The organism is Xanthocytophaga agilis (assembly GCF_030068605.1).
In the GTDB taxonomy this organism is placed as follows: domain Bacteria; phylum Bacteroidota; class Bacteroidia; order Cytophagales; family 172606-1; genus Xanthocytophaga; species Xanthocytophaga agilis.
In genome coordinates this window covers 179,513-197,486 of record NZ_JASJOU010000016.1, presented here as the reverse complement: position 1 = coordinate 197,486, position 17,974 = coordinate 179,513, and the positions used below count along the sequence as shown (strand labels likewise).

Here is a 17,974-nt window from a genome sequence, read left to right as displayed (position 1 = left end):
CTTTAATGGGATTCTATAAAAGAAGCACACCTTTGTCAAAAAAAAGATACTATTTTTGCCGCTTCAAGATGTACATTCCAACTTATGCAACTAATCGAAGTTACAACTCCTGCACACCGCAAAGAATTTCTGGAATTGCCTGTTCGTATCTATAAAAACGAACCTAACTGGATTCGGCCATTGGATCAGGACATTGAAAAGGTGTTTGACCCTGCAAAGAATCCGTTTTTTAAACATGGAGAATGTATACGTTGGTTGTTGCAGGATAGTAGCGGTAAAGTAATTGGGCGTGTAGCTGCATTCATTGATCGGGAGTCAACGGTTAAGACGTGGACTCTTCCTGATGGAACAATAAGAAAGGACCAGCCTACCGGGGGAATGGGGTTCTTTGAATGTATCAATGACCAGAAAGCTGCTTTTACATTGTTTGATGCCTGCAAGCAGTGGCTTGAAGCACGAGGTATGGAAGCCATGGATGGTCCTATCAACTTTGGAGAAAGAGATCAGTGGTGGGGACTGCTGGTTGATGGTTTCTTACCTCCAAACTATGGTATGTTTTACCATATGCCCTATTACAAAGAACTCTTTGAAGCGTATGGTTTTCAAGTATTTTTTAATCAATATACCTATTACCGCACAGTAAAGGCTCCCTTACATCCTGCAGTATTTGCTCGTGCAGATCGTGTTCGTAGTAACCCTGATTATACATTTGACCATATTAAAAAGAATAACCTGGAGAAATATACAGAGGATTTTCGGGTTATATTTAATAGATCATGGGGAGAAATTAAAGCAGGTGAGGGTGAGATGAGTTACGAACAAAGCAGATCCATAATGAAACAACTCAAGCCTATTATCGATGAAAAACTGATCTGGTTTGGTTATTATAAAGGAGAGCCTATTGGCTTTTTTGTGATGCTTCCTGAAATGAATCAGATTTTCCGTCATATGAATGGGAAATTTGATTTGCTCGCTAAGATTAAGTTTTTGTGGCACCAGTGGCGTGGTACATCCCGGAAAATGTTTGGGGTGGTTTTTGGTGTTGTCCCTGAGCATCAGGGAAAAGCTGTTGATGCAGCTATTGTAATGGCTGCCAGGGACCTTATTCAGGATCATTACGATCGATACGACGATCTGGAAATGAACTGGATAGGAGATTTTAATCCGCCTATGATGAAAGTGGTTGAATTAATGGGTGGAAAAATCATAAAGGTGCATGCTACTTACCGAAAGCTATTTGATGAATCCAAGCCTTTTGAGCGGCATCCGATTCTCAAAAAAGGACCTGCCAAGACGAATCCGTCTTGAAAATTACAGCTAAGTGTTTACTCCTGACCTCTTTTCAGAATTAATTCCTGGAAAAAAGTGCTACTTTTGAGTCTTTATAGAATATATACCATCTAAACAATTAACTATCAACGAAATGAGCTTAATCGCAGTGGGAACGGTGGCATTTGATGCCCTCGAAACACCTTTTGGAAAAACAGATAAAATCATTGGTGGGTCTGCTACATATATAACATTGGCAGCTTCCTATTTTACAAAAGATGTAAAACTAGTAGCTGTGGTAGGAGATGACTTTGCTACTTCTGATATTACTATGCTTCAGGAGCATGGTATCAGCACAGAAGGTTTGCAGATCAAAGCTGGTGAAAAATCGTTTTTCTGGTCAGGCCGTTACCACAACGATATGAATAGCCGTGATACACTGGTAACTGAGTTGAATGTATTGGCAACATTTGATCCGGTTATTCCTGAGTCTTATCAGGACTGTGAGTTTTTGATGCTGGGCAATCTGACCCCTGCTGTTCAAAAGCAAGTAATTCAGCGTTTGAAACGCCGTCCAAAGTTAATCATGATGGATACGATGAACTTCTGGATGAATACTGCATGGGATGAACTGATGGATGTGATCAATCACGTAGATGTGTTGTCTATTAATGATGAAGAAGCTCGCCAGTTGTCAGGAGAGTATTCATTGCGTAAAGCTGCTTCTAAAATCTTAACATTAGGACCTAAATATCTGATCATTAAAAAAGGTGAGCATGGGGCATACCTGTTTAAAAAAGATCAGGTGTTTTTTGCACCCGCACTTCCTCTGGAAGAAGTATTCGATCCAACAGGAGCTGGTGATACGTTTGCCGGTGGCTTTATTGGGTATCTGGCTAGCACAGGTGATATCTCTTTTGACAACATGAAACGGGGTATTATCTATGCTTCGGCTTTGGCTTCTTTCTGTGTGGAGAAGTTTGGCACAGAGCGGATCGTAAATCTGGATAAGAACGAACTGGATAGCAGAGTACAGGAGTTTGTTGATCTGGTGCAGTTTGAAATCACAATGGCGTAATATTTTTGATGATACACAAGCCCTGTCTGCTACAGACAGGGCTTTTTATTTATATTGGCAGTCATACCAGTTACAAATGAATACACTAGTAGTCAATGATTCTGAAAGAACAATTACTAAAGGAACATAGCAAAGAAAACACACTAGCAATAGCAAAATACATTTCCTATGACTCGCAACGATTTTCTGAGCTGATAGAGCTGTTTTTAAGTGGAGAATATCGCCTGAGTCAGAGAGCTGTATGGCCTGTTTCGTATTGTGTAGAGGAGTACCCGGATTTGATACAACCCTATTTATCCCGGATCATTACGATAGCACAACAAAAAGATATACACCCTGCCGTAACCCGGAATGTATTACGATTGTTGCAGAATATAACTATCCCTGAAGAACTGGAAGGTGAAATTGTTGATTTCTGCTTTGTTATTCTCAAAGATCGGTCTCAACCCAGTGCAATCCGGGCTTTTGCTATTACTGTAGCTGCTAATATCTGCCAACAATACGAAGAACTGCAACAGGAACTTTGTCTACTGGTAGAAGATCACTTGCCGTATGAGAAACCAGCGTTTAAAAGCAGAGCCACCAAATTACTGCGAATGGTGAAAGGACAATAATTCTGATTTATTTTATTAACTTCGCCCCCGCATTTTTAACATTTACTATTCACTTATTAATTTATATTTCTCCATGGGTCTTCAATGTGGGATCGTAGGTCTACCTAATGTTGGAAAATCTACTCTTTTTTCAGCTTTGACCAATATTCAGAATGTGGCAGCCAATTACGAGTTTGCTACCATTGATCCCAATATCGGTATCGTAGATGTACCTGACCAACGGTTACAGATATTAGAAGGTATTGTGAATCCTCAGCGTGTGGTACCTGCTACTATTGAGTTTGTAGATATTGCAGGTCTGGTAAAAGGGGCTAGTAAAGGTGGTGGCCGTGGGAATGCCTTTCTTACCAACATTCGGGAAGTAGATGCAACCGTGCATGTAATCCGTTGCTTTGACGATCCGAATATTGTACGTTCTTCAGGTCCTGTTAACCCTGCTTCTGATAAAGAGGTAATTGAGTTCGAATTGCAGTTAAAGGACCTGGATTCGGTAGAAAAGAAGCTATCGAAAGTAGAACGTGCTGCTAAAGCCGGAGATGCCAAATCAAAATCAGAGCTGGCCGCATTACAACGGTACAAAGCTCACCTAGAACAAGGCAAAAATGCCCGTACCATGGACGCAACAGAAGAAGAGAGAGAATCCGTTGCCGATTTGTTTTTGCTAACATTAAAACCAATGTTATACATTGCCAATGTGGATGAAAACAATCTGCATGAGGACAATGATTATGTGAAGGCCTTACGCGAAGCTGTAAAGCCAGAAGGTGCTCAGGTATTACGTATTTGTGCTGCATTGGAAGCGCAAATTGCTGAGATTACAGATCCAGAAGAAAAAGAGATGTTTCTGAGCGAGTATGGATTACAGGAGTCAGGGTTGGATCAGATGATACGAGCAGGATATGCATTATTGGATCTGATTACCTACTTCACAGCTGGTGTGAAAGAAGTACGTGCCTGGACTATCCGTAAAGGCTGGAAAGCACCACAGGCTGCAGGTGTGATTCACTCGGATTTTGAGAGAGGGTTTATTCGTGCAGAGGTGATTAAGATCGCTGATTATGAAAAATACAAGTCTGAAGCGGCCTGTCGTGAAGCTGGAAAAATATCTGTGGAAGGTAAAGAATATGTGGTAGCAGACGGCGATATCATGCACTTCCGCTTTAATGTCTAAGTAGAATATGGACTGCAAAGGTTGATTATCAGTGTAATATAATTCTGATAAATATTTTTTGACGCAAATGCTTGCTCCGAAAATAGAATTCTCTACCTTTGCAGTCCGTTTCCAAATTTACAAGCCCGAGTGGCGGAACTGGTAGACGCGCACGACTCAAAATCGTGTTCCTTCACGGAGTGCCGGTTCGATTCCGGCCTCGGGTACTCTGACCGTCTTTCGAGACACATCAAAACCCCTTAATTAGCAAAATTAAGGGGTTTTTTGTTTCCCTTTCTTTCCCATTTTTTCCTCTAATCAGGCAAATTTGTCACCCATTTGTCTCCCAAAATCAGGGCAATTTTGCATCTTTATATCAAAGGCGAACATTGGCAAACAAAGGAAAACATGAGTGTCTCACTACGAAAAAAAGCCATTTCCGGCAACCGCTATGCATATTATCTGGATTATTACACAGAAGGCAAACGCAGAAGAGAGTTTTTAAAATTATATCAGTTTCAAAAGCCAAAAGATCCTGTTGAGAAGCAACACAACAAGGAAGTACAGGAACTGGCTAAATCCATTCTCTATAAAAGACAACAGGAAGAGATAGCCGGTGAGCATGGTGCAGATGTCTCATTCAAGCGAAATACAAACTTTTTAACTTATGTTGAGAAGTGGGCAGCAGACTATACTAAAAAAGACAAACGGGTAGTTATTGCCATGCTTACCTATCTGAAAGGGTTCATTGGAAAGACCTTTCCAGGTAAAGACACGATCAAACCTGCTCAGGTGACAGAATCTTTCTGTATTGATTTCAAAGAGTATCTGGAAGATCACTTACAAGGAGAAACGCCTGCTACCTACTTTGCTCGTTTTAAGAAACTACTCCGGAAGGCTGCCAGGGATAAGATATTACTTATCAATCCAGGTGCAGAGGTAAAGAATACACGAGCTGAAGGCCTTAAGAAGGATGTATTAACCATTGAGGAGTTACAGCTACTGGCTAAAGCAGATTGTTCTAATATTCAAGTAAAACGCTCTTTTTTATTTGCCTGCTACAGTGGACTTAGGTTTGCTGATATACTGGAATTGGAGTGGAATAATATCAATGGGAATGTCCTTTCATTCGTACAGACCAAAACAGAAAAGAAGAGCCCGCATAAAGTGCAATTGAATCTGAATAGTGTGTCTTTGCAGTTGTTGGGAGATCCGGGTAAATCCAATGACAAGGTATTTACCTTGCCATCTCATACAGGAGTTCTGAAAGCTTTAAAAAAATGGGCAAAGACTGCAGGAATACAAAAACATGTGACCTTCCATTGTGCTAGACATAGCTTTGCTACGAATCTATTGTTTTATCAGACTGATCTGATGACAGTATCTAACCTTTTAGGTCATACCTCAACAAAGCATACTCAAAAATATGTACGAATTGCTGAGAGTATGAAACAACAAGCCATTAGCCGCCTACCAGAGGTTGAGTTATAGTTTGATAAATTAATTGTACAATGAGTTAAAAAAGAACCCCGCTTGTCTGCAAACAAAACGGGGTTTATAAACTAAAATGTTGTGAGTATAAATATAGAAAATTTTCAAATTAATACGTTAAAAGCGTATGGTGATTATCTTCTTTTTGCAAAGGAACTTTTAGAAAGGACAATAAGCCCCTACTTTATTGATAGGGTGCGTTTGTTAGCCAAAGAAGAAGGTGTAAGCTTGATTGAGTTATCGCTTCACTATCCAATCAAAGAAGTTACTGAACAAGATTATGAAAAGCTAAGGGGCAAACGAGAAAGAATGCTTGATAGACTTTGGTATTTTACACAAAGCAAGCCACCTGAGGAATTCTATAGATCTTTACAAGAGACCTGCCTTGAAATTAAAAAGTTTCGGAACTTAGCAGATGACTTACTAAGAAATCATCCTCCTGCAGGTATTACTCGTTTTTTTGGAGAGGAACTTGCTAAAAGTAATATTCTTATTGAGTTGGAAGAAGCAATAAAAATTATTGAGGAACGATTATACGCAATTGCAGAGGATGAAATCATTTTGTTTCCTCGTAAGGATATAAAAAATAAGAAATCTTATTTTAAAAGAACACCTAAACTCACTGATGAGAAACTTTTAAGTATCTATTCAGGCCTTCCTACTGGTTTTATAGATTGTGATTTCCAGACCTTCTGTTCTCTATTCTCTAGTACGCTTATTACTAAAAGAATGAACATTAAATGCTCAAATGGTAAATTGCTTGTTTACTTTTTTGATGAGCTTATGGACAAGGGATATATTCTCAATGACAAAGAATATGCGGCAACCTTAGAAGCAATTGGTTTCATCAGTACAAGCGGAAGTGTTCTTACTGCAAAGAACCTTCGAGTTAAAAAAAATAAGAATATGGAGCAGAGCCTTCCTGATGGCTCTGAAAATATTGATAATTTATTAGCCTAAGACATCCTTTAGGGTAACACCGTTACCCTGCGTTACCCCTTTTTCTTTCCCTTCCTTGCCATTTTTGTATTGTAACAACAAACGGTACAAAGATGCAAACTCAACCACTTTCCTTAGATCAAAAGAGAGTATGGACTTTTGAAGAGTTCTGTCAATACACAGGCTATAGTCCCTCTTTTGCCTACAAACTACACATGCGTGGATTGATTCCAGGCTCCCACAAGCCTAATGGAAAACGTCTTTTCTTCGATAGTCAGAAAGTCATTGCCTGGCTGTTAAGCAATCCTATTAAAACCCATGAACAAATCGAATGTGAGGCAGCAACCTATGTTACTCTCAATCGATAATCAAAGATTAGGAATGCTTAATGGGTCACGGCCTTAAAATAAAAAAAGCCCAAACGTGGACGAGACGAAAGGGCAAAAGACTTTTAAACGAAACGGGACGAAGATGAACAAAGATACTAACATTGATCAGCAATGCAAAGCGTATTGCCTGAAACATGCCACTACCAGCCCATACGGAACCTACTTCTCAGAAAGTGGAAAAAAGTTTATTGCCAGTAAGTTCGGTTTGACCACCGGAGAGGTCGAACGTATCCTGACTCAGATCCGGGAGGAGGTGATGAGTGGAAAATGAAACCATGTCTGAACAGATCCGAACTCACCTGAATGGTTTGCTGGAACACAAAAAGGAGGATACCTTACAACATAGAGATTTATTGAATGCTCTATGTACAAAGTTTGTCGAGGTTAACTTTCGTGACCAGGCAAGCTTAGGAGAAGATGAAAAGCTGAATCAGAAACAGATTGTTGTACTGGTTATCCGGGAAGTTCTACGCGTTGCCAAAGTACATAACTGGGGACTTTGTAAACGACATGATTTTATCTATGTCTACAATGGAAAGAACTGGTCTTTACTGAGTGAACCGGATCTGACTGAGTTTTTAGGGAAAGCGGCTGCTAAGATGGGTATACCCAGTATAGAAGCAGAACACCATCGGTTCAGAAATGAATTGTTGCAACAGTTCCTGGCTGTCTCAAACTTGCCAGAGCCGAATGCAAACACAGATGTAGTCTTACTCAATACACAGAATTATACACTGGAAATTACTTCCAAAGGCGTAAAACCCAGAGTGCATAAAGCAGAGGACTTTCTGACCTACATTCTTACGTTTTCTTACGATCCAACAGCCAAAGCACCAATTTTCCAACGGTTTCTCGACGAGGTATTGCCTGATCAGTCGGCTCAATATGTACTCGCAGAATATCTGGGATACATATTTACCAGTGGATTAAAGTTAGAAAAGGCGTTGATCTTATTTGGTCCCGGAGCTAACGGAAAAAGTGTTGTCTTTGAGATTGTGACCGCTTTGTTTGGAATTGAGAATGTCTCCAACTATACACTGCAGTCTCTGACCAATGACAATGGATATTATCGGGCAATGATTGCCAATAGACTGGTAAACTATGCCTCTGAGATAAATGACAAGCTAGAAGCCTCAACATTCAAACAACTGGTATCAGGTGAACCGGTAGAAGCACGCCTTCCCTATGGTAGACCCTTTGTTATTAATCGCTATGCAAAACTCATTTTCAACAGTAACGAACTGCCACGAGATACCGAACAAACCAACGCCTTCTTTCGGCGCTTTTTGATTCTTCCTTTTACAGTGACTATTCCTGAATCCAGACAAGATAAAACATTAGCCAGACGAATTATAGAGAATGAATTATCAGGTGTACTCAACTGGGTGTTGGACGGATTGGATAGACTACTAACCCATAAGAATTTTACCTATTGTGAACTGGCAGAGAAAGCAGCCGGACAGTATCGCAAAGAATCCGACTCAGTGCTAATGTTCCTGGAAGATAATAACTATCAGAAGTCTGTAGAACCAATGCCATTGCAAGACATATACACTGAATACAAATCGTATTGCGCTATGGATGGATATCGACCTGTAAATACTAAGAATCTTCTTAAAAGATTGGAAGCTGTTGGTTATGAGTCCATTAAAAGAAACATCGGTAAGGTGGTATTCATCAAAAAGGTAATTATAATCTGAAAAAGTGACGATAATGACGAAAGTGACGGTTCAAAAAAACATTTTTCTTATGAAAGACTATAAATACATACTCGAACCCTATCAAACTAAGGCAAACAGATATGATTGTCCTGTCTGTGGAGGAAAAAAGACCTTTGCTAAATATATTTCTACAGAAACAGGTGAATATCTCAGTGACAATACAGGAAGATGCAATAGAGAGTCTAATTGTGGGTATCACTATACACCTAAACAATACTTTCAGGATAATCCGCAAACAGGAGAGAGTGAAAATAAATGTTTTTTTGAACCGTCACTTTCGTCATTATCGTCACTTTTTCCAAAAAACACAGTTGAGCCCTCGTATATAGATCAACAGATCGTAGAAGCATCCTTTCAGGAAAAAGCTTATCTAACCAATGCCTTTGTACTTTTCCTGTTTGACAGGTTTGGTGCTACTCAAGCAGAGGATCTGGTAAAGAAGTATTGCATTGGCAATTCAAAGAAGTGGCCAGGTGCAACCGTATTCTGGCAACTGGATATAGAATGGCAAGCCAGAGCAGGTAAAGTAATGCTTTATGATCGTGCTACAGGCAAGCGGGTAAAGCAGCCTTTCAATCATGTGCATTGGGTGCATTCCATTCTCAAACTGGAAGACTTTCATCTGAAACAATGCTTCTTTGGTGAGCACCTTTTGGATATAGAACCCTCTGAGAAACCTATTGCCATTGTGGAAAGCGAAAAGACAGCAGTAATAGCTAGTCTCTACTTCTACGATTTTATTTGGCTTGCCTGTGGTGGATTGTCTACTCTCAAACCTGAACGATTACAATCTGTCCAGGATAGAAAAGTGATTTTATTTCCGGATCTGAACGGATACGAGAAATGGAAAGAGACAACAAAAGACTTTCCGAATGTGATTGTATCAGATCTACTCGAAACCATAGCCACAGACTAGGAACGAGAGAAAGGGCTTGATCTGGCAGACTACCTGTTACGCTTTGACTATCTCGAATTCTGGTCTTATCCCAAAGAATGGGACATCCCTTTCAATAATGAACAAGTCGATAACGAACAAGAACGCTCACTATTACCACAGCAAGCAGCATGAACGAAGTTTTAAACGATGCCTTACAACAGGCAATCAACAACCTGATATTCCAGGATCTTCTAACTGAAGTCGGAAGAGATAGCAATAATATCTTCTACGATACAGGAGCAGGTGAAACGATAGTGCATTGCCTGCACACTGGCTTTAACCATATTCTTCCATTCTAATTATTCACTCAAAATTATTCACTCAAATACTAAAACAATGCAACTCCGTAGAATCGAATCTGAAACCCGCCTGGCAGAACTATTCAATGCTTTCATGAATAGTCTGTCAACATTTGATATAATCTCTGATCCTGTTTATTACAGTATGAAAGTACATGTTCAATCTGTAGATAGAGATTTGTCAGATGTAGAAACTATCTATTCTGCTTATGAACGCTTTGAACGTTATTACCAACTAGCTATTCTTTCCAATGGATTGAATCAGTTCCATTCCGCAGTATTGAAAGTTGAAAAGATGCTTCTTCAGTATCTGAATGAATTTGGAGGCAACTGGAAGGAGTTCGCTATTCGTAATCGTATTATCTCTATTGAAGAATACGGTTCGACTGATGATGAGGATTTCAACGAGGATGGGTCTATTCGTTACCAGGAAGATTGGGAAAGCATAAGACACTATACTATTCACACAGAACTCCTATCCTGCATTGGTGCCAATTACCACGAGAAGAAAGCTAAACACAAAGAAGTTCGAGGGGAAGGATTAGGCACTTCCAGAGCAACCGATTATTCAGACTTTCTGTTGATGGTCCGCAATGAGACTAGCTTTTCTCCTTTTAAATTCTTTGCACAACAAGGTACACCATTACAACTCTACAAGGAAAATGAAGTTGGAGAAATGGAGCCTATGACACTGGCAGATACAGTAGAGGCAGAGATGAACACCGATATCCGGAATGGCAACATTGCAGACTTGTTCACAGAAGCGATTGAAACAGGCTATCAGATACGGGAACTGTTTGAGTCACTGAGCGCGGATCAGGACCACAAGGAAGAATACTCACAGATGCTGCAATTCGTACAGCAGATCAAAACAGTCACTTTCGGATTTCTCCACTAAGAAACATGAAAGGAAAACCCTGTCTTCACTGAAAACGGGGTTTTCTCCAGAGTCTAATAATTCACCGTCCCTTGCAGGAACGATACTACAGAAATAAAAAAACAATGCCTGTTAACTATTACTATGAAGATACCTAAACCACTACCTAACGGGATATTTATCATACTTACACAATTGTTTGCAGATAGTTCGTTTGAAAGCTCATTTTCTAAGCCAAACTGGAATGAGTACCTCTTCTATGCTACCCTCTTTGATGCCCATACCTGGATAAAAGATGCTTGTACATTTGATGACTATACCTATCCTATAGATAAGTTAGAACGTTTGGCCTTTGATCCCAGAGCTCCACATGATCCTGCTGAATGGTTGCAATCTTTATTGATTGAGTACAGAGATAATCCAAATAGAGACCAACTATTGAAACAAGCCATTGAAGAAAGGTTATCTGTTGACTTTCAGGAAAGACTTGATATCTGGAGAAATCTCCATTCGGATGAATCATTGGTGAACGATACCTCCAAAGGGGAGGGGGAGTGTTTAGGTTGAAATGAGTTAGTACAACACCGGAGCCCCAGTCACAGATTTTCCCTGTCAAAAATTCAGGGGGAGGGGATCAAAGTAAAATACATCTTAAAAATGAATTCAACTATATGAAAAACAAAGAATTAAAGATAGCTAGAGGGACATACAGGCCAGATAGGGAACGTCCACAGTTAGAAGGTACAGGGATTATTGGACAGGTTCCTACGCCTGTTGCCACTATTCCCAAAATTCACCATTTGATGTGGCAAAGCATCTGTGAATTTCTTATTGAGCAAGGCCTTCTCTACATGCATAACCTATGGATGGTAGAGGCATTGATACTGGCGCAAGATGCCTACCTAACAGCTCTACAATCAGATCTGTCAGATACACGAAATCTAAATCGGATGAATATTCTGGCAGGGACTGTACGCGGGTTTGCTACACAACTTCTAATTAGTCCACAAACTATGCAGAAAATTGGTGTTGCAAAGCCATCTGATGAGAGAGACCCTTTTGAAGATCTATTGTATGGAAGAGATCACTAAACATCATTAAATGAGTAAGACAATGAGGCTTTTATATGATCCAAAGAAAAAATCTTTTGCACACATGGGTAAGAATACCCTTTTGGTGGCAAGTAACCTTAGTGTTGAACAGTACGATAGCTTTGTAAGCTATGTGACTGTAGATGAGATGTTAAAGGGAAAGGTGAAAGATTTGCAGGATGCCAAACAGATATGGGATGATTTTCAATGGTGGACCGATACAGATGATGTACATCAGGCTTGTATTCGTTTCCAAAAGACAATAGACTCCTGCTTATGGGCACTCAAGACAATCGAGAATCCAGATGAGTATTACTATGGATTATTTAAACGAGCGGCTTATTATGCCATCCGAAACGAGCCTGCTGTATTTTACAGATGGATGCATACTGCTATCCAGTTTATCCGACAGTATTACAATGATCCCACATTTATGAGTGAACACTATAACTTAAATTGATATGGCAGGAGTAAATGAACTTTTAGCGGCGCTTTCAGTAAAGATATCAGGAGATTCACAACAATTTGAGTCTGCTATCAAAAAAAGCCAGGATGCATTGAGAGGATTTTCAGCCAGTGTGAATACTAATCTGGCCCGTAACTATCAGGATCTGGATAAGTTTAATGCTAAGTGGAGTCAAGGCTTTGGAAGACTGGCTGACACTATGCAGAGTGCTGGTAAAGCGTTGACTGTTGGTGTTAGTTTGCCACTGGCAGGATTGGCTACTGCTTCAGTTAATTCCTATGCAAAGTTAGACCAACTGAAAAAGGGATTGATTTCTGCTTCAAAATCTGCTGAAGCTGGAGAAGAAGAATTTAAAAAACTCGAAGCTGCATCCAAATTACCAGGCTTGTCACTGAATCAGGCAGTAAAAGCATCCATCAACCTGCAAGCGATTGGTAAATCTGCTGAAGATGCTCGCAAGTGGATTACTGAACTGGCAAATGCCAATGCTTTGGTTGGAGGAGGAAATCAGGAATTAGAGCGAGTGATCTATGGCTTTCAGCAACTAGCCAATACTGATTTACCTCTTGGTGAAGATTTGAATATTATCAAAGATGCTTTGCCACAAGTGAATAAGATATTGAAGGATACCTTCGGCTCTGCACGTGCGGAAGATTTGCGCAAAATAGGGGTTAGTAGTAAGCAGATAACCGATGCTATTATAGGTGCACTCTCACAAGGTCCCAGAGCCGCAACATCCTTAGGTACCTCATTTACCAACCTATCCGCTACGATTGATAAGTCTTTGGCGAAAGTGGGAGATTCTATCAATAAAAACTTTGATATACAGGGTAAAACAGAGGCTTTGGGTAAATGGATTGAAGAGCTGGCAGTTTCTTTTTCACAACTAACACCAGAAGCCCAAAAAACTATTTTGGTAATGGGTGGTATTGCAGCAGCGACAGGTCCGGTTTTGTATGGTATTGGTGCCATCACAAAAGCTATACCTACACTTATTACAGGCCTTACTACGCTTCAGACAGCTGCAAACGGCGCCTGGGGTATCCTGGGTAAAATTGCCATTCCTGCCGCTATTATAGGGGGTGTAATAGTGGCCTCCTCAACTGAAGATCCAGGAAAAGCTGTACAGAATCAACAACTGAGTGAAGAAGCTATGAAAGCCTTTACTGTGAGTTTGGAGAAATACCAGAAAACCGCATCAGACAAGCTGAAAGAGATACGGGATAAACTGAGTAAAGAGTTCCGGCAGTCTCAGTTTGATATCTTACGTTCCGGATCTGGAACTGATCAGGACGCCGCCAGATCAGTCGCGGCTCAATTAAACGGACAAATGCGAGCGATCGATAAGATCCTGGCAGAAAGAAACGCAAGCCTTCAAGAGTCCGGAAATAAAGCGGCTGCATTACTCAGTGAGTCTAATCAAAAGATTGCAGATGCGTTAAAAGCATTAAATAAAGATTTATCCGATACCGATTTAAAAGCACAGGCTTTTGGTAGTACCTATGATGTAATTGGGGAAAAGGTAGGAATACTTGAAAAAGGCATAGTCAACCTGATAGAGTTGGGCTTAAAGCCTCAATCGACTATCATACAAAAGTTGATTGGTCAGTATAATACGTTAGGTGCTGCAGCCTTGAAAAGTCTGAAAGCCACAGCAGTTACTCCTTTGAGTTCAAAAGGTATAAATATGAATCAGTCAGGAGTTGCAACACTGGATACCTCTTATTTCAACACAACCTTTAAAGCACCTGATGATGTTATTTCACCTGTTTACGCAAAAATGGGTGAAAACATCCAAAAAACTATTATAGAAACCGAACCTTATCTAAAGTCATTCAATGAAAACCTGATGGGTAATGCCGATACTGTACAAGCTTTTTCAGTAAGTGTGAAACAAGCACTCGAAGCATTTGCTACAGATACAATTGCTTCTTTTGGGGATGCATTAGGCGCAACTATAGCAGGATTAGACGGGTTTGACGGCTTTGGAAAAGCTTTACTTTCTAGTGTTGGTGATTTGGCACAGCAACTAGGTAAGTTAACAATTGGATTTGGAGTGGCAATGTTAGGCATAAAGATAGGCTTACAATCACTAAACCCTTATGTAGCCATCGCAGCTGGTACTGCATTAGTAGCGTTGGGAGCTTACGTAAAAGGGGCCGTTTCTAATATGGGGAGTGGTATTGGTAGCGGGAGTGCTAGTAGTGCATCTATACAATCGGGTTTATCTTCTTCTGGTGGGAGTACTGCAAGTGCTATAAGAACACAGGAAGTAAGAACAAATGCCAATGTTACACCCATTGGTTCAACTATTGAAAACCTATTTATCTCAGGTAGGTTAGTGATTGCAGATGAAGGAGGTGCACTGGTAGGTTATATTAACAAGTCAACAGGGAAAATCAATAAAACAGGAGGATAATACCTCCTCAGCTTTTACAATCTATATATGAGTGTCAGAGGAAAGGGTCTGGCAGATTGCCAGATCTTTTCCTATTGTGTTCTTTCTAATTGCCTCTTGCACAAGAGCAATCTCATATGTGTGTACTCTCCCTTCTCCCAAATTATTGTACTATAACCAATGGTTATATCTTGTAATTTCTTTTAAACAAATGCGCCTTTGCTAGTTTGTACAAATATTTATAATCTATTGTGAACTAACTGAATTGTATAATTCTATATCTAACCAAAGATGATTTTACCTAATACAAATAAGCAAGTTGCTGCAATTCCTAGTACACAAAATTTAATTGCCCATGCAAAATATCCATATTTTTTGGATGCAATTCGAGCATTAACTATTATTTGTCTTGCAAGAAACTCTTCTGTTTTTGGATATAGATTTGGAATGCTTGTGTTTGTATCCTTATATAGAACCTCTAAAAATGTTTTATCGTCAAAAAATTTTATATGACCAAAGAAATAAAAATTAAGCGATTTGAAATCTAATGGATTGTCGGAATTTAACTTGCTTTGAGCATTTAATGATCGTGTATAGGGCATAAATGAGAATAAGGCAAGCCCAGTGCTTATGGCAAGGCTTGACACAAATAACCATTTGGTCCATAACTCAAAGTTATCACTTATATTGCCCCAGTTTTCTATTTGAAATATACCAAATATACAAGCGCCATTGAGAGTAATTAGTGCACCATTCTTAGTTTCAGCAAACTTTAGCCAATCATTTACATTACCAAAAATATATCTTAATCGTTCTTCCATGTTGTTCTTCTATTAAGTTAATATTGAATTTTATTTGCTGACTTCCATGTCAGATTGCAGCCATATACTTTGCCATCGTAGTCTTTAACTCCTATTTTTTGTTCTTCCCAGAACCCTTTGGCAATAGATTCATGCTCAGCGTTTTCTTCAACTAATCCACTGAAAACGGAACCCGTAATTAGTATCGGTTTGTAAGAGATTTCTTTTTCAATCTTTGTTATGTTTAATATGGTGCCTTTAGAAAATTGTAAGCCTGATTGTTCTGTCCAACCAATTTGTTGAGAGAAACTTTCAGGTGTATATTCTTCTTCTACAGGGGATGGGATATAATAAAGAGGGCTACTTGGGGTGAATCTAATAAGCTTTCTTCTTCTAGGAGGTTGATATCTAACTTTATAGGTTATTTGTTGAATCGCTTTATTTGCGAGATCTGTTAGTCGAGAAGCAATGTTAGCTGCTCTTCCTGTCCATACTAAGTTCTTATATGAAGTCCTATCTTTTCCTTGTTTTACAATCCCTGTTTTTAATACACGCATCATCCCATAATCAATACCAATACCACACTTAAATGTTCTCACTCCGGCATGAACAGCAATAATATGATGCGCAACCGTATTCATAGATATTGCACATTCAATCGCACTTGTACAGCAATCATAAGTTGGGAAAACAACCATTACTCTATCACCAATAATATTTCTTACATATCCTCCATGATAATCCGCAACTAATAGCATTGCTTTCACAAAGCCGGTATATAGTTGGCCTATAAATTCCCGAGGAGACTCTTTACTTAAATTAACTGAGTTTCTTATATCAATATATAAAACACATGTTTTAATTCTTTTGCCTTTTTTAATTTGTCCTCTTTCATATGTTAAGTTAGTATCTTCATAATTAGGAACCAGGTTAGTATTTGAATATTCGAACTGTGTATCAAATACATCTTTAATATTATCGCTAATGTCTTGAAGTGTTTGCAGGTCCATCTAATGTAATACTTATATTTTGCTTGTACATGTCAGTGTCTTCATAAGACTATAGGTTACTCCCTTCAAAGTTATTGAGATTGGATTAGATTTATTCCAACTAGAAAATGCGGTTGTGATATTAGTTCCGGGGTGTGCATTTAACCCACTAGTACAGTGCATATTATCATAAGAAGTAGGAGAATAAAAATTTATAGCGTTATTTTGCGATTCACTTTCAAGTCGAAAAAGCTCCGTTAAAGGCTGCCCAATCATAGTATATTCCGGATAGTTTTGAGTTTTATTTTTATAGTACATTATTGTACCTTCATGTAGTGCTATTTTTACCTCCTTATCTGTATCTTTTAGTTCTGCAATTATGTCTTTAGCACAAGATTCAGAATTTTGAAAAAAAGTTGATTGAGCACCTGTAAGAAATGGTTCTCCAAAAAGGCAAACTATTCCGTCTCCAATAATTTTCTCTACCTCACCTCCGTGGCTATAAATAATAGGTATAACTATATCATAATAGTCATCCAAATACCTTGATAAGGTAACAGCATTCATTTTTAGACATTTTTTTGAAAAGTCAGTAATGTCTATGAACAAAAGGACGACATCGGAAGATTTCTGATTCTCAAAGTATTGAATAATTTTTGGATCCACACTTTGTTGTTGGAAATACGCTTTTATATCAGAAGGCCGAGAATTAAAGCTTTCTGTAAGAAGTTTTATTGACTTATCAGAAACATCCTTATTTGATTTATATTTTTCACGTAAGTCTTTAATCTGTAGTAAGTTCGGCATATGTTTAAGAGGAAATTATATATGTGTAAGCTTCAAAATAACATTCTAGCAATAGAATATCTACAAATGGATATTTTCTCTGTCAACTTCTGATTTAGTCTAGTGTAGGTCGCTGTAAGTCGTATTCAGAAAGTACATAATTAATGTAAAAGGAGGAAGCCTAAGTTTTTGTATATGATATCTCTCCTCCTATCTCTTTAGCAATCTCTTCCAGGTAAGGCCAAACCTTGCGGAAAATTAGCATCCCACTTGGATTATAAATGATCACAATGCCATTAGCTTCAGTTGGCTTATCACCTACTCCCATTAGACCACTAAGCATAACTTTGTTATCACGTAACTTCACAATGATTTTAAGACTTCTATCACCAAAAACCGGTTTGAAGTTAGTTATAATATAACCTAGTTCTTTGTCAGACTTTTCAATGGTATAGCCTTTATCTAGTAAATCCTGTCCAATCTTCTTATACAACTCATCTCCAATGAGTGAAGTAGTAACAGTAATTTGATTATCTCCTTTATTTTGTGCGAATGAAAATAGAGGTGTAAAAATAAAGAAGAGTACTAGGTATTTCATAAAGAGGAATTAAGTTCTGAGTGTCCTGGTAATGTATGAAATGATGAAGATTCTGTTAATATCTCAAATAGTGTATCTCTAT

Annotated in this window: 20 protein-coding genes and 1 tRNA gene; 17 read left to right on the top strand and 4 right to left on the bottom strand. The window is 38.9% G+C overall.

Annotated features, from left to right (window positions below):
• The first annotated feature begins 84 nt into the window (after window positions 1–84).
• The 17 genes from QNI22_RS32930 to QNI22_RS32850 all read left to right on the top strand — a co-directional run bounded on the left by QNI22_RS32930 (window position 85) and on the right by QNI22_RS32850 (window position 14,740).
• Entirely contained in the window at window positions 85–1,308 is a 1,224-nt protein-coding gene (locus QNI22_RS32930) for a hypothetical protein (RefSeq protein ID WP_314034376.1), read from the top strand.
• Window positions 1,309–1,423: 115 nt separating this feature from the next.
• Complete coding sequence (locus tag QNI22_RS32925; protein WP_313983378.1) at window positions 1,424–2,347, top strand: PfkB family carbohydrate kinase; 924 nt, start codon at window positions 1,424–1,426, stop codon at window positions 2,345–2,347.
• Between the two features lie 95 nt (window positions 2,348–2,442).
• A complete protein-coding gene (locus QNI22_RS32920; protein ID WP_314517658.1) occupies window positions 2,443–2,961 on the top strand; it encodes a hypothetical protein in 519 nt (172 codons plus the stop codon).
• Window positions 2,962–3,034: 73 nt separating this feature from the next.
• Window positions 3,035–4,132: a redox-regulated ATPase YchF gene (gene ychF / locus QNI22_RS32915; protein ID WP_314517656.1), complete on the top strand. Its 1,098-nt coding sequence runs from the start codon at window positions 3,035–3,037 to the stop codon at window positions 4,130–4,132.
• A 123-nt stretch (window positions 4,133–4,255) separates the two neighbouring features.
• Window positions 4,256–4,338 (top strand) — tRNA-Leu (locus QNI22_RS32910).
• 181 nt (window positions 4,339–4,519) lie between these two features.
• Complete coding sequence (locus QNI22_RS32905; protein WP_314517651.1) at window positions 4,520–5,602, top strand: tyrosine-type recombinase/integrase; 1,083 nt, start codon at window positions 4,520–4,522, stop codon at window positions 5,600–5,602.
• Between the two features lie 81 nt (window positions 5,603–5,683).
• A complete protein-coding gene (locus tag QNI22_RS32900) occupies window positions 5,684–6,562 on the top strand; it encodes a hypothetical protein (RefSeq protein ID WP_314517648.1) in 879 nt (292 codons plus the stop codon).
• 92 nt (window positions 6,563–6,654) lie between these two features.
• Complete coding sequence (locus QNI22_RS32895; protein ID WP_314517646.1) at window positions 6,655–6,909, top strand: helix-turn-helix transcriptional regulator; 255 nt, start codon at window positions 6,655–6,657, stop codon at window positions 6,907–6,909.
• Between the two features lie 55 nt (window positions 6,910–6,964).
• The gene (locus tag QNI22_RS32890; RefSeq protein WP_314517643.1) at window positions 6,965–7,201 is read left to right on the top strand and encodes a hypothetical protein; all 237 of its coding nucleotides are present in this window, start codon (window positions 6,965–6,967) and stop codon (window positions 7,199–7,201) included.
• Window positions 7,202–7,205: 4 nt separating this feature from the next.
• On the top strand, window positions 7,206–8,630 hold the full coding sequence (locus tag QNI22_RS32885) for a DNA primase family protein (RefSeq protein ID WP_314517642.1): 1,425 nt from the start codon (window positions 7,206–7,208) through the stop codon (window positions 8,628–8,630).
• A 49-nt stretch (window positions 8,631–8,679) separates the two neighbouring features.
• Window positions 8,680–9,567 (top strand): DUF6371 domain-containing protein, encoded by an 888-nt coding sequence (locus tag QNI22_RS32880; RefSeq protein WP_314517639.1) that lies wholly within the window; start codon window positions 8,680–8,682, stop codon window positions 9,565–9,567.
• Window positions 9,568–9,716: 149 nt separating this feature from the next.
• A complete protein-coding gene (locus QNI22_RS32875; protein WP_314517637.1) occupies window positions 9,717–9,887 on the top strand; it encodes a hypothetical protein in 171 nt (56 codons plus the stop codon).
• 37 nt (window positions 9,888–9,924) lie between these two features.
• Window positions 9,925–10,785 carry a hypothetical protein gene (locus QNI22_RS32870; RefSeq protein WP_314517635.1) on the top strand — a complete coding sequence of 287 codons (861 nt, stop codon included), beginning with the start codon at window positions 9,925–9,927 and terminating at the stop codon, window positions 10,783–10,785.
• A gap of 123 nt (window positions 10,786–10,908) precedes the next feature.
• A complete protein-coding gene (locus QNI22_RS32865) occupies window positions 10,909–11,331 on the top strand; it encodes a hypothetical protein (RefSeq protein WP_314517634.1) in 423 nt (140 codons plus the stop codon).
• 104 nt (window positions 11,332–11,435) lie between these two features.
• On the top strand, window positions 11,436–11,855 hold the full coding sequence (locus tag QNI22_RS32860) for a hypothetical protein (protein ID WP_314517632.1): 420 nt from the start codon (window positions 11,436–11,438) through the stop codon (window positions 11,853–11,855).
• A 64-nt stretch (window positions 11,856–11,919) separates the two neighbouring features.
• Window positions 11,920–12,315, top strand: a complete 396-nt coding sequence (locus tag QNI22_RS32855; RefSeq protein WP_314517630.1) for a hypothetical protein — start codon at window positions 11,920–11,922, stop codon at window positions 12,313–12,315.
• 1 nt (window position 12,316) lies between these two features.
• Window positions 12,317–14,740 (top strand): tape measure protein, encoded by a 2,424-nt coding sequence (locus tag QNI22_RS32850; RefSeq protein ID WP_314517627.1) that lies wholly within the window; start codon window positions 12,317–12,319, stop codon window positions 14,738–14,740.
• Window positions 14,741–15,000: 260 nt separating this feature from the next.
• Here the strand turns inward: QNI22_RS32850 and QNI22_RS32845 are convergent, their stop codons facing one another.
• The 4 genes from QNI22_RS32845 to QNI22_RS32830 form a co-directional block, all read right to left on the bottom strand.
• On the bottom strand, window positions 15,001–15,540 hold the full coding sequence (locus QNI22_RS32845) for a Pycsar system effector family protein (protein WP_314517625.1): 540 nt from the start codon (window positions 15,538–15,540) through the stop codon (window positions 15,001–15,003).
• A gap of 17 nt (window positions 15,541–15,557) precedes the next feature.
• Window positions 15,558–16,529 (bottom strand): adenylate/guanylate cyclase domain-containing protein, encoded by a 972-nt coding sequence (locus QNI22_RS32840; protein ID WP_314517622.1) that lies wholly within the window; start codon window positions 16,527–16,529, stop codon window positions 15,558–15,560.
• 12 nt (window positions 16,530–16,541) lie between these two features.
• Window positions 16,542–17,315 carry an adenylate/guanylate cyclase domain-containing protein gene (locus tag QNI22_RS32835; protein WP_314517620.1) on the bottom strand — a complete coding sequence of 258 codons (774 nt, stop codon included), beginning with the start codon at window positions 17,313–17,315 and terminating at the stop codon, window positions 16,542–16,544.
• Window positions 17,316–17,475: 160 nt separating this feature from the next.
• Window positions 17,476–17,892 (bottom strand): hypothetical protein, encoded by a 417-nt coding sequence (locus QNI22_RS32830; protein WP_314517618.1) that lies wholly within the window; start codon window positions 17,890–17,892, stop codon window positions 17,476–17,478.
• Between the last annotated feature and the right edge of the window lie 82 nt (window positions 17,893–17,974).